This is a genomic window from Candidatus Njordibacter sp. Uisw_039 (assembly GCF_047730075.1).
GTDB lineage: Bacteria > Pseudomonadota > Gammaproteobacteria > Pseudomonadales > Balneatricaceae > Njordibacter.
On the sequence record NZ_CP159831.1, the window covers coordinates 1,073,425 to 1,085,827 of the forward strand.

The following is a 12,403-nucleotide window of genomic DNA, read 5'->3' on the forward strand; positions in this document are numbered from 1 at the left end:
TGTGGCCATTGTGAGTCTTGGCCTGCTATCATTCATTTAATTATCTCATTCATCATAAAGGTGCACTTCCCATGGCAAAGACCATTATTTCAACAGGCAAAGCCCCAGCGGCCATTGGTACTTATTCTCAAGCTGTTAAGGTAGGCAATACGGTTTATATTTCTGGGCAGATTCCTCTTGTTCCAGAAACTATGTTAGTAGTTAGTGACGACTTTGCAGTCCAAGCCAAGCAGGTGTTTGAAAACTTAAAGGCAGTGGCTGAAGCAAGTGGCGGCTCCTTAGCGGATGCTGTTAAATTGAACATCTCTATGACTGATCTTGCCAACTTCCCCACTATAAACGAGATCATGGCCACTTATTTTGACCAACCATATCCAGCTCGTGCTGCTGTTGGTGTAAACGCATTACCAAAAGGCGTGCAAGTAGAAATCGAAGCTATTTTACATTTAGACTCTTGAAAAGCAGCGCTCAACAAGGCTATGGTCAGCAAGAAATTAAGGATTTAAAAGAGCTTGAGTTAATAGTTCTTCTAAAAACCTTGTGGCCCTATCTTATGATCCATAAGGCACGGGTGATCATTGCAATGGCCTTGTTAGTAGGCGCGAAAGGCGTCGCCTTCGTCATTCCCTGGACATTCAAACATATTGTGGATGCCTTAGATGGTGGCAGTCCAGAACAGCTATTGGTGATCCCCTTAAGTTTTGTACTTCTTTACGGAGGCCTGCGCTTTGGTTCTGTATTTTTGGGTGAGCTTCGTGATGCAGTGTTTAGCCGAGTTACCGAAAGCGCTATGCGTAAAGTGGGCTTAGAAGTCTTCGCTCACTTGCACCAACTTGAACTTGATTTTCACCTTAGCCGCCAAACTGGCGGCATCTCCCGTGACATCGACCGTGGCACTAATGGCATCAACTTTATGATGCGCTTTATGGTGTTTAACATTTTACCCACCATTCTTGAACTAATTGGCGTTATGCTCATCTTGTTGTTTGCCTTTGATGTTTGGTTTTCTGCCGTGACTTTAGTCTGCGTAGTGGTTTATGTTGTATTTAGTATTAAGACCACAGAATGGCGTACACGCTTTGTGAAGGAAGCTAACCGCCTAGACAGTAAGTCCAGCACCCGTGCTGTAGATAGCTTGTTAAACTACGAAACGGTGAAGTATTTCAATAATGAGGCCTTTGAAGCTAAACAATACAATGGCAATTTACAGGCTTGGGAACAGGCTCGGGTAGATAATCGTTTATCCCTAGCGCTGCTTAACTCCGGGCAAGCGTTAATTATTGGCTTAGGTGTGACGTGCTTAATGTACCTGGCGGCTAAAGGCGTGGCTGAAAAAACTATGACTATTGGTGATTTGGTAATGGTAAACCTGTATTTGTTGCAGTTGTTTGTGCCATTGAATGCCTTGGGGTTTATTTATCGTGAGATACGTCGCGCACTTTCTGATATAGAGAATATGTTTGGTTTATTAAAACGCCAGTCAACAGTGCAAGATAAAGCTGAAGCGCCGATCATAAAAGTTGAGCACGCAGCGATAGAGTTTGAGCAGGTTGAATTTAGTTACCAAAACCAACGGCAAATTCTAAAACAACTCAGTTTTAGCGTAGCTCCTGGTGAGAAAGTGGCGATTGTAGGCCCCAGTGGTTCTGGTAAGTCTACCATTGGACGCTTGCTGTTCCGTTTTTATGACATTAATGCTGGAGCCATTCGTATCGATGGTCAAGATTTGCGAGATGTCCAACAGCTCAGCCTAAGACAAGCCATAGGCGTGGTGCCCCAAGATACCGTTTTATTTAATGATACTATCTGGAACAACGTTGCTTATGGATGCACAGAAGCCAGCGATGAAGCCATTTGGAAAGCCATCGATATGGCTTCGCTACGGACTTTTGTGGAGTCGATTCCAGATGGTGTAGAAACCATCGTTGGTGAACGTGGTTTAAAGGTATCTGGCGGTGAAAAACAACGTATTGCTATCGCTAGAGTGTTACTAAAGAACCCATCTATATTGCTATTCGATGAGGCGACTTCGGCCCTGGATTCAGAATCTGAACGCAGTATTCTTAAAGCCTTGGCGGACATATCTGCTAACAAAACGACTATAGTCATTGCCCATAGGTTGTCCACTATTGTCGATGCAGATCGAATTTTGGTGGTAGATAATGGTGAACTAGTGGAGCAGGGCAGCCATCAAGAGTTACTCACCCAAGGTGGCCACTATGCTAGGTTGTGGCATATGCAGCAGACAACTAACGGTTAAAGAAGTGCCTTAACCGCTCACAGGCTTGCTGCAAGATTGCCATGTCTGTGGCATAGGAAAGACGAAAGTGGTTGGGCAAGCCAAAAGCACTGCCTGGCACTAATGCCACGCCGGTGCTAGTGAGTATGCCTTCTAAAAGTTTCACATCATCTTCATAGCTCAACTGGGCTATCGCTGCACTGCAATTTACAAAACTATAAAAGGTCCCTTGGCTAGGCAATGCCTCAAGTCCTGACATCATATTAAGCTGCTCAACAACATAATCGTGCCTTTGTTGATAAGCGCTGACCATTGGCTTTAACAAGTGCTGTGGGCCATTTAAGGCGGCTTCTGCAGCGGCTTGGCTAATACTGCTTGCGCATGAGCTTGACTCTACCTGCACATTGGTCATGGCAGCGATAATGAGTTCTGGACCAACGGCATAACCGATCCGCCAGCCAGTCATGGCATAGGCTTTAGATACACCATTCACTAACACGCAGCGGTTAGCTAAGTCTGGGCATACATTCAGCAGGTTAACCAAAGGTTCTTGGCCCCAATAGATGTGTTCGTATATGTCGTCACTTAAAATGATAACTTGTGGGTGTAAGCGCAGCACTTCGCCAATGGCCATCAATTCGGCGCCGTTATAGGCTTGGCCGCTAGGGTTGCTTGGACTATTGAGCATTAACAGTTTGGTAGTAGGCGTGATGGCAGCTGATAATTGTGCAGCTGTGAGTTTAAAAGCTTGAGACGCTGGGCAAGGAATAATGACACATTCGGCTCCAGCCATGGTCACCATGGCGTAATAGGACACCCAGTAAGGTGCAGGGATAATCACTTGGTCCCCAGTATCTAGTAAGGCAACTGTAAGGTTGTAGATATTCTGTTTAGCACCGTTGCTCACCAGTACTTGGTTGGCCTGGTAGCTAAGCTGGTTGTCCCTTTGGTACTTATCACACACTGCTTGGCGCAGTGTTAAGGTGCCAGCCACATGGGTATAGCGAGTTTGGCCCGCTTGCATAGCCGTAATTGCAGCTCCGATGACGTGGCTAGGGGTGTCAAAATCTGGTTCACCTACGGCTAGATTGATGACATCTTCACCGTCGACTTTCATTTCTGATGCAAGGTTACTAATGCTTACGGTAGCAGAAGGCTTAAAAGATTGTATTCGTTGCGAAAGAGGCCACGTCACTGGCATAACTCCGTTATACTGTTGTGTTTGCTGGATAGGGTATCACGCTGGACCCTACATAATGAATCCAAATGAAGTAAATAATGAATCCTCAATTTGAATTAAAATCGAAGTTTGAGCCTGCTGGTGATCAGCCCACAGCCATCAAAGAGTTGCTAGAGGGTATAGATGCTGGTTTAGCTGCTCAAACATTACTCGGCGTAACGGGTTCGGGTAAAACCTACACCATCGCCCAAGTGATCAATAAGGTACAGCGGCCAACCATTGTTATGGCCCATAACAAAACCTTGGCGGCCCAACTATACGGCGAATTTAAGGAGTTCTTCCCTAATAACTCCGTAGAATACTTCGTATCTTATTATGATTATTATCAGCCAGAAGCCTACGTGCCAGCCTCGGATACCTTTATTGATAAAGATTCATCCATCAACGAACATATAGAGCAAATGCGTCTGTCGGCTACTAAAGCGCTGTTAGAGCGCCCCGATACTATTATTGTGGCCACTGTTTCTGCCATTTATGGTTTGGGTGATCCAGAGTCTTACCATAAGATGGTATTGCACCTCAATCGCGGTGATAAGTGGGAGCAGCGCGACCTTGTCAGGCGCCTTGCGGAATTGCAGTACAAACGAAACGACCTAGATTTTCATCGCGCCACTTATCGTGTACGTGGTGATGTTATTGATATATTTCCAGCAGAATCCGACGAAGAAGCTGTACGTATAGAATTATTCGATGATGAGATTGAGCGGCTAAGCTACTTTGACCCGCTCACCGGTCAAGTATTACGTAAAGTGCCGCGGCTAACGGTGTACCCTAAAACCCACTACGTAACGCCAAGGGAAACCTTGTTGGCAGCCATAGACGAAATTGAAATTGAACTCAAAGATCGTTTGGAGTACTTTCGCAACCACAACAAGTTAGTGGAAGAACAGCGTTTAGAACAGCGTACCCGTTACGATATAGAAATGATTCGTGAACTAGGCTTTTGCTCAGGCATAGAAAATTACTCCCATTACCTGTCTGGACGTAAACCTGGCGAACCCCCACCAACGTTATTCGATTATTTACCGGCAGATGCTCTGTTAATAATGGATGAATCCCATGTCAGCGTGCCACAATTAGGTGCCATGTACAAAGGCGACCGATCCCGTAAAGAAACACTGGTGCAATATGGCTTTAGATTGCCTACAGCGCTAGATAACCGACCTATGAAATTTGAAGAATGGGAAGACATAGCACCGCAAAAGATATTTGTATCAGCAACACCGAGTGTTTATGAACAAGATCATACGGACAGAGTAGTAGAGCAAGTAGTTAGACCAACGGGCTTGGTTGATCCAGAGATTGAAATACGTCCAGCGACGAGCCAAGTAGATGACCTGATGTCAGAAATTAGTATTCGTGCGGCTAAAGACGAACGAGTGTTGGCCATCGTATTAACTAAGCGTATGGCTGAAGATTTAACAGACTATCTCCACGAGCACGGTGTTAGAGTGCGCTATTTACACTCGGATATTGATACCGTAGAACGGGTGGAAATTATTCGTGATTTACGCCTTGGTGAATTTGACGTTTTGGTAGGGATCAACCTACTGAGAGAAGGTTTAGACATGCCCGAAGTTTCTCTTGTGGCTATCTTAGATGCAGACAAAGAAGGCTTCTTGCGGTCAGAACGTTCTCTCATTCAAACCATAGGTCGAGCTGCACGAAACTTGAACGGTAGGGCTATTCTGTATGCTGAGAAGATTACCGGCTCTATGCAAAGAGCTATGGATGAAACGGATCGTCGTCGAGCAAAGCAAATTGAGCACAATAGGATTAATAATATTGTACCTAAAGGTGTAATTAAGTCGGTGCAAGATATAATGGAAGGTGCTTATACACCGGGTTCTGGAAAAAATAGAGATGGCAGGTCGGGTAAAAAAGTGGCTGAAGACAAGCTGGATTATACTACTGACAGTAGCCAACTCAACAGTAAGCAGCTGTCTAAACTCATCAATAAAACAGAGGATGCTATGTACGAAGCCTCGAAGAACTTGAAGTTTGAACAAGCAGGACGTTATCGTGATCAGTTACATCAACTCAAAGGTCAGTTCATGAGTCGTTAAATGGCGAGTAATACGGGAAAACCGCTTGAAATCAAGGCCTAAACTCCGTATTATTCGCGCTCTAGACTTTCTAGGACTATAGCTCAGTTGGTTAGAGCGCATCCTTGACATGGATGAGGTCGGCGATTCGAATTCGCCTAGTCCTACCATATAATTTTATAAAAACAGCTACTTACGGTTAACGTATTGTGGCTGTTTTTGTTTGTAATAGCCTGTGGTAGCGCATGGGTAGCATATGTCTTTTCGATAGCTACACTTTTTGCCTTTTATAGCAAGCTGATCTGATCTGCATACTCACCTGCTGGGGCTACACATTGGGCACCTTCATGCCTCGCGTCATCGACAAATGATGAGCATTCATACAATTTCAATTCTCCTGTGTATGGCAGGCACATGTCTAGCAGTGGCTGAGAGTCGGAGTGCTTTAACCATTCAATAGCCTGGCTAGGGTTCAATATTACGGGTGATCGATGATGAAACTCTGCAATTTCTGCAGTAGGGTCAGTGGTGATGATATTTGCCTGCCAGCCTGTATCGGAGGGTTTAGCAAATGCTGCCAAGAACATTGCGCCTTGGGGTGTTGATATGTGAAATCGAGTGTCACGCCCGCGCCATTGAGGGTATAGATTAGCATCAGGCCATTCATAAAACCCATTTACCGGCACCAGGCATTTATAACGGGCGAGCCAGTCTCGAAGGTCTGGTCGTTTTATAATTGTACTAGTACGAGAGTTAGGGTGGGAAAAGCCATTGAAGTTGATACCCCAGCGCACCGTCGTGGTTTGTTTTTGAGTGATCACATTGATTAATGTTCCAGGTGCTATGTTCCATCGTGGCTGAAATTCAGGAAAGATGGGCATACCAAGGTCCTTCATTAGTGCCTGAACATAAGGATTATCAGATACATTGAGGCGACCACACATGTTAAAGCACTCCATTAACCTAGACCAAAAAGCCTCAGCTTCGCTGGCGGCACATTAAGTTTGAATCAAATTCTAGCGCATTGTGGTTTGTTAAACGCACAGCGTTAGTCTGAGTTAGACAGTTGTAAGCCGATTATCCCTCCTATAACCATCACTAAACAGAGAATACGCGCTAAGTTTGTTTGTTCAGCATAAAAGACAATACCAAAAACTACGGCACCGATTGTGCCAAGTCCCACCCAGACAGCATAACCTGTACCTAGTGGGATATCGCGAAGCGCAATCGAAATTAACACAACACTTATAGTCATAGACGTTAATGTAAAAATAGATGGCCAAAGCTTAGTAAATCCATCTGTATATTTCAGTCCAACAGCAAATCCAATTTCGAACAAACTGGCCAATACGAGTATTATCCAGGCCATATTTCCCCTCCAATTTTTTCTGCAAAGAGATATTTTTTGACTTATACAGCAGTGACCCAAAAAGATAGCATTGCTATATCTTTAAGTTTTATTATTAGTAGGGTTATAGTTTATGTAACCCACCCTCAGTTTCCAAATGTAAATCTGTTTACTTAGATTAAGGGTTTAACTTAGTGGGAGCAATAGACGATTTCTAGTTATTTCTGTCCATATTATTTGCCCATAGTTATAGTTTTTTAAACATTCTCAGAAATCCATTCTGCATAAACAAGCTGTATGCTTGGGCGAGACATCATGGCTTCTGCAATTCGCTTAATATTAGGAAACTCTTCGGTACTCGGATGTCCTAGGGTTGGATTTAGCCAAGTGGTTAACATGAAAAGATATATATCCACTGCGCTAAAGCATCTGCCCAGCACCCAGTCATTGTCACCAATTTGATCATCAATTACTTTCCAGGTTTCCCGCAACCGATTGATTCCCCGCTTTTTCGCGCTTACTTCGTTTGCAGATGTATCAACAAAACGATCTGGGTAATAATAAGTTTGAAAAGCAGTTTGTACAGAAGTAGAAAGATACACTAAAGTTTGTAAATACAATCCGCGTGTTGGGTCATTGAACTTGGGCGCAAGATGCGCATCTGAATGTCGATCACACAGAAATATGGTAATAGCGGCACATTCGTATATGCCAGTATCTTCATACATAAGAACAGGCACCCATCCATTTGGATTTATCTTTAATTGTTCAGGTGGGCGTTGCTTGCTCCTATCTATAGTAGATTTAATTAATTCATACGGCACTCCAAGTTCTTCTATAATTACACGAACTCCTTCAGCCGCACTTCCACTCGCATAAAATAATTTATAATTCATTGTATTTTACCTTTTCGCCAACAATTTTTATATTATATCTTTCAATATGCCTAAGATTCTGTGAAAGGTCTATGTTCAATTTAATTACTCTAGGCTATTTTTGGCTGCAGATATGGCAACCAATAACGTTCCGTAATATAGGCAGCATTGACTAAAATTACGTTGCTTTAATGGTGTTATTAATATGTTGCTTAAGCTTCATGATGATCTTATGTTTAGGGTTATCTTTTCTCGTTAACATACCTAGAACGCGTGCATCGGTGCTGTTGGGAAGAGAAATTTTTCTTAGATTCGAAAAGATAGGGTCAGGTTTACAAAGGTCAGGGGCTACAGACACACCGAGACCATGCGCCACCATACAGCCTAGTGTTTCCATAGAATCCATGATCATGGTTTCCTTAACTGTTATTTTGTTTTTTGTTAGCCACTGATCTGCCAATAAGCCAACAGAAGTTCGTTGTGCCAATCTGATATAGGGTTGTCTTTGTAAAATCTTTATCGGGTCGGTTCCTTTAAAGCTACTGGATGTCAGCAGCACAAGCGGCTCTTCTACAAGAACCACCCACTGGAGGCTAGGCTCAATTCTTTGTGGTTGGCTTAATATACCAACGTCTATGGAACCATTGAGTACATGGTCATATAAGTCTGTAGACATGCCAGGGACAATACGAATCTTTGTGTTAGTGACTTCTATCATCATGCTTTTAACTGATAAAGGTACCAGTGCTAATATTGCAGATGGCACTGAACCCACGCTAATGGTGCCAGAATAGTCGTCATCCTCATCAAGACTATTGAATAATTTGTCATAGTTATCTAGTACTTTTTGGGCTTCTTTTGCAAATGATATACCTACAGCGTTAAGGCTGGGTCTATAACCATTGCGATCAAACAATGGTGTTTGTAGTGACTCCTCTAATAGCTTCATTTGTTGGCCTACAGCTGCTTTGGTAATGCATAACTCATCAGCAGCAGCAGAAAAGCTGCCATTTTCCTGAAAAGCTAAAAACGACCTTAATTGTTTGATGGACATAGTTAAACCAACCTTTTGAGAATAAGTTATTTTTAGAATACATGGTAAACAAAAATTTTACTAATAGTAAAATAAATATGCATTGTTTTACAATTTATTATACTAGATCATTCTTTTCTGAGAATAACTTTGGAGGTGAGCATGCTGTTGGACAAAATCGTTATAGATGCATTTGAAAAGAACAATATTGAATTGGTTACTACGGTGCCCTGTAAACAATTGAGCGGTGTAATTGCCGAGTTGGAAGCGCGTGCCAGCATGATGCATATTCCAGCCAACAAAGAAGATGAAGGTATGGGCATATGCGCAGGTGCATTTATGGGTGGCAAGAGATCCGCTATTATCATGCAAAATACAGCGATTGGTGTAACCATCAATACTCTGGTGACTCTAACTCAGTTTTATCGCTTGCCTTTGCCTATGTTAATTAGCTTTCGTGGAGAATTAAGGGAACCCGTGGCTTGTCAGGTTGAAATGGCAGTCCACACCAAGGCTCTGTTGGCTCAACTGGGCATTCCAACCTATCATTTCCATAATCCTGATGACGTTCATGAGTTGGATGAGATATTGAAATATACCTTTATGTGCAACAAACCTGTTGCGATTTTGACTGACGCTTCATTTTGGAAAGGAGAGTGATATGATACGTTCCGAGATTATTAAAAATTTGGTGCCAGTCCTTTCCGGCCAACTAGTCGTTTGTAATATTGGCCTGCCAAGTCAGGAAATGCATTTATTTGGAGACCAGCCTAGCAATTTTTATATGTTAGGTACTATGGGACTGTCTTCATCTATTGGACTTGGTTTAGCTTTAGCGCAGGACAAAACTGTGATTGCCATCGATGGTGATGGATCAGTATTGACTAACTTAGGCACCTTGCCAACCATTGCCAACAACGTCCGAGATAACTTTATTCTGTTAGTTATAGATAATGGAAGTTATGGCTCAACAGGTGATCAACCCACCTATGCCGGTAAAAAAACCTCTTTGGCGGCAGTGGCCAGTGCATGTGGTTGTGAAAATGTAATTGAATGCCAGGCTGATGAGGCGGTAAGCGTTGTTGAAAAAGCCATTGCTAGCAAACAAATGACTATTATTATTTGTAAATGCGTCTCAGGCAATATACCGGTGCCAGTAATCACCCTGGATCCTGTGGTGATTAGGCACCGGTTCATGCAGTCAGTGCAAGCATGAAAGGCACACTCAAGGCATTAGAGGCCTCAATAATAACTACCGTGGTTGTTAGGTTCTATGGTTAACAAATTAGACAGCAGGGCTGCTAGCATTGCAGATCTCAAGTTGCTTACGAAAAAGCGCATACCTAAGTTTGCCTATGACTATTTGGTTGGAGGCTGTAATAATGATCGAGCTGTATCGCACAACAGAGAAGCATTAGATCATGTTTTTTTACAACCTTCGTACCTTTCTAGAACTCAAGTCGCTAGCCTAAAAGCAACCGCTTTAGGGGTGGAGTATGATGCACCATTTGGCATTGCTCCACTGGGGTTAAGTGGATTGATTTGGCCCAAAGCTGCGGAATATCATGCCTCAGCAGCAAAAACAGCCAATATTCCGTATATATTAAGCACCCTAGCAAGCACATCTATAGAGGATGCTGCTGCGTGTGCAGGAAGTAATCTTTGGTTTCAACTTTATCCACCTAAAGAACAGGAGATCAGACTTGACCTTATGCAAAGGGCACGGCAGGTCGGCTGTAATAATTTAGTCGTCACTATTGATGTTCCTGTTGCCGGAAGAAGACCAAACGATATTAAGAATGGTTTATCGGTGCCACCTAAAATCACTCTCAATAGCATTTATCAAACCTTATCTAGACCATCGTGGGCAGTAGCTACTGCCTTCAACGGCATGCCACAGTTTGCCAGCATGCAGCCCTATATGAATAAGCTATCTAACCTTAAGGATGTCGCTAATTATATTCGTAGCACTTTAAAGGAGCCTGTGGATCTTTCTATGCTAGAGAAGTTGCGGCAGCAATGGCCAGGAAACTTGATCGTCAAGGGTGTTCTTAACGTAGAAGATGCAAAACACTGTGCCGCCATCAATGCTGACGCCATTATTGTGTCCAACCATGGTGGGCGTCAGCTGGATGTAGCCTGTTCTCCGGTGGAGATGATGCAGGAAATAATTGATAGCGTGGGGGATAAGCTTGAAGTTTTTGTAGATAGTGGCGTTGAATCGGGCGTTGATATTGCTAGATACTTGGCTTTAGGTGCCAGCATGGTTTTTTCTGGTAGACCCTATATGTATGGTGTTGGTGCGTTTGGGAGGCAAGGGGCCAATCAGTGTATCGATATACTTTATAGCGAACTTGAGCAAGTAATGAATCAACTAGGGTGCTCATCACCTCATGAACTAGTGAAGTTCCTAAAGTGATTGTCCACTTACACATCTTATCGCACTCACAAACGTGTGGTTAGTTCATAATACTAGCAACCTAACGATTAGATCTAAGGCCATGTGGCTTTTGGGATGCATTTAATTAAATAATCAATGTCGCTCGCGCAGAAATATCCTAATACCAGCACAGTTGATGTAACTATTTCTGTTACATTAATACTGTCAATTCACACCTAGACTTATTCCTCCATGCTGCATACTATTGGGTAACCAAGGAGAGGCGTAATGTACCTATCAGAAATCAACACCTACCCAATTAAGTCCACCCATCCTATATCAATGAAGACTGGTTACTTGTTTCCTACAGGGATTGGTTTTGATCGAAATTGGATGTTGATAGATGAGAATAACGCTATGTTAACCTCGCGCAAACATCCTAAGCTACTGCATATTTCCAGCCGTATTGAAGGGTCTACTTTACGTGTCATGTTGCCACAGCAGGACTTTCTTTTGCCCTTAGTCCCACAGCCTACTAACCCAGTTTTGGTTAAACATTGGGCTGAAAGTCCAGTGCCTGCGTGGCTACAAAATTCTGAGTTAGATGCAGCCCTAAGTGACTATTTAGGGCTTGCATGTCGTTTGGTCTACAGTGCTAGTTTGCAGGCAGAAGATCCCAACCATGCGGCTTCCTTTGCAGATGCACAACCTCTATTACTGACGACGAGTGCTTCACTAGCGGCCTTGAACGAACGATTAGATGAGACTCTGGGTATGGAACGATTTCGCGCTAATTTGGTGGTGAATAACCTTATTGCAGATATAGAAGATGATTGGAAGCGAATTCGTATTGGTGCATGCGAGCTAGAGGTGTCATACCCATGCGAGCGATGCGTATTGACCACTATTGATCCCGTCTCCCTCATTAAGCATGACCAAAAAGAACCCCTGCGGACTTTAGCAACATATAGGCGTCTAAAAGATGGTGGTGTTGGCTTTGGAATTAATCTTACGGTTTCTCGGATTGGGCCGATAGCTATTGGTGATACTGTTGAGGTATTGAGTTAGGCGAGGCCTTACTCTGGGTTAATGGACCGAATGCACTTAACCACTATTCAAAATAAAGAATAGAGTACGGTATAAGGTGCGGTGATAAAGTTTTGGGTTGGAATTGCGGCAGAAACTGAAACAAAGGCCAAGGTGGTTAAAATTTTGAAACAATATAATGCTGATACATTTAAAG

Annotated in this window: 12 protein-coding genes and 1 tRNA gene; 8 read left to right on the forward strand and 5 right to left on the reverse strand. The window is 43.2% G+C overall.

The features are described 5' to 3' along the window. Nucleotides 1-71 precede the first annotated feature (71 nt). Nucleotides 72-458: a RidA family protein gene (locus ABXT70_RS05045; RefSeq protein WP_443642082.1), complete on the forward strand. Its 387-nt coding sequence runs from the start codon at nt 72-74 to the stop codon at nt 456-458. 95 nt (nt 459-553) lie between these two features. Then, the gene (locus tag ABXT70_RS05050; protein ID WP_443642083.1) at nt 554-2,260 is read left to right on the forward strand and encodes an ABCB family ABC transporter ATP-binding protein/permease; all 1,707 of its coding nucleotides are present in this window, start codon (nt 554-556) and stop codon (nt 2,258-2,260) included. Here the strand turns inward: ABXT70_RS05050 and ABXT70_RS05055 are convergent. After that, nucleotides 2,250-3,434 carry a pyridoxal phosphate-dependent aminotransferase gene (locus ABXT70_RS05055; protein WP_443642084.1) on the reverse strand — a complete coding sequence of 395 codons (1,185 nt, stop codon included), beginning with the start codon at nt 3,432-3,434 and terminating at the stop codon, nt 2,250-2,252. The genes ABXT70_RS05050 and ABXT70_RS05055 overlap by 11 nt on opposite strands. Nucleotides 3,435-3,517: 83 nt before the next feature. Here ABXT70_RS05055 and uvrB point away from each other — a divergent pair, with 83 nt between their 5' ends. Both uvrB and ABXT70_RS05065 read left to right on the forward strand, forming a co-directional pair. After that, nucleotides 3,518-5,545, forward strand: coding sequence for an excinuclease ABC subunit UvrB (gene uvrB / locus ABXT70_RS05060; RefSeq protein ID WP_443642085.1), 2,028 nt, complete (start codon nt 3,518-3,520; stop codon nt 5,543-5,545). A gap of 72 nt (nt 5,546-5,617) precedes the next feature. Further along, nucleotides 5,618-5,694, forward strand: a tRNA-Val gene (locus ABXT70_RS05065). Between the two features lie 117 nt (nt 5,695-5,811). On the opposite strand, the gene ABXT70_RS05070 is transcribed toward ABXT70_RS05065, so the two are convergent. The 4 genes from ABXT70_RS05070 to ABXT70_RS05085 form a co-directional block, all read right to left on the reverse strand. Next, nucleotides 5,812-6,483 carry an SOS response-associated peptidase gene (locus tag ABXT70_RS05070; protein ID WP_443642086.1) on the reverse strand — a complete coding sequence of 224 codons (672 nt, stop codon included), beginning with the start codon at nt 6,481-6,483 and terminating at the stop codon, nt 5,812-5,814. An 89-nt stretch (nt 6,484-6,572) separates the two neighbouring features. Then, on the reverse strand, nt 6,573-6,893 hold the full coding sequence (locus ABXT70_RS05075; RefSeq protein WP_443642087.1) for a DMT family transporter: 321 nt from the start codon (nt 6,891-6,893) through the stop codon (nt 6,573-6,575). A 236-nt stretch (nt 6,894-7,129) separates the two neighbouring features. Next, on the reverse strand, nt 7,130-7,768 hold the full coding sequence (locus tag ABXT70_RS05080) for a glutathione S-transferase family protein (RefSeq protein ID WP_443642088.1): 639 nt from the start codon (nt 7,766-7,768) through the stop codon (nt 7,130-7,132). 157 nt (nt 7,769-7,925) lie between these two features. Continuing rightward, nucleotides 7,926-8,801 carry a LysR family transcriptional regulator gene (locus ABXT70_RS05085; protein WP_443642089.1) on the reverse strand — a complete coding sequence of 292 codons (876 nt, stop codon included), beginning with the start codon at nt 8,799-8,801 and terminating at the stop codon, nt 7,926-7,928. A gap of 141 nt (nt 8,802-8,942) precedes the next feature. Between ABXT70_RS05085 and comD the strand changes: the two genes are divergently transcribed. The 4 genes from comD to ABXT70_RS05105 all read left to right on the forward strand — a co-directional run bounded on the left by comD (nt 8,943) and on the right by ABXT70_RS05105 (nt 12,228). Then, entirely contained in the window at nt 8,943-9,440 is a 498-nt protein-coding gene (comD, locus tag ABXT70_RS05090; RefSeq protein ID WP_443642090.1) for a sulfopyruvate decarboxylase subunit alpha, read from the forward strand. Between the two features lies 1 nt (nt 9,441). Continuing rightward, nucleotides 9,442-9,996: a sulfopyruvate decarboxylase subunit beta gene (gene comE, locus ABXT70_RS05095; protein WP_443642091.1), complete on the forward strand. Its 555-nt coding sequence runs from the start codon at nt 9,442-9,444 to the stop codon at nt 9,994-9,996. A 57-nt stretch (nt 9,997-10,053) separates the two neighbouring features. Further along, nucleotides 10,054-11,199, forward strand: coding sequence for an alpha-hydroxy acid oxidase (locus ABXT70_RS05100; protein ID WP_443642092.1), 1,146 nt, complete (start codon nt 10,054-10,056; stop codon nt 11,197-11,199). A gap of 249 nt (nt 11,200-11,448) precedes the next feature. Further along, nucleotides 11,449-12,228, forward strand: coding sequence for an MOSC domain-containing protein (locus tag ABXT70_RS05105; RefSeq protein ID WP_443642093.1), 780 nt, complete (start codon nt 11,449-11,451; stop codon nt 12,226-12,228). Nucleotides 12,229-12,403 lie beyond the last annotated feature (175 nt).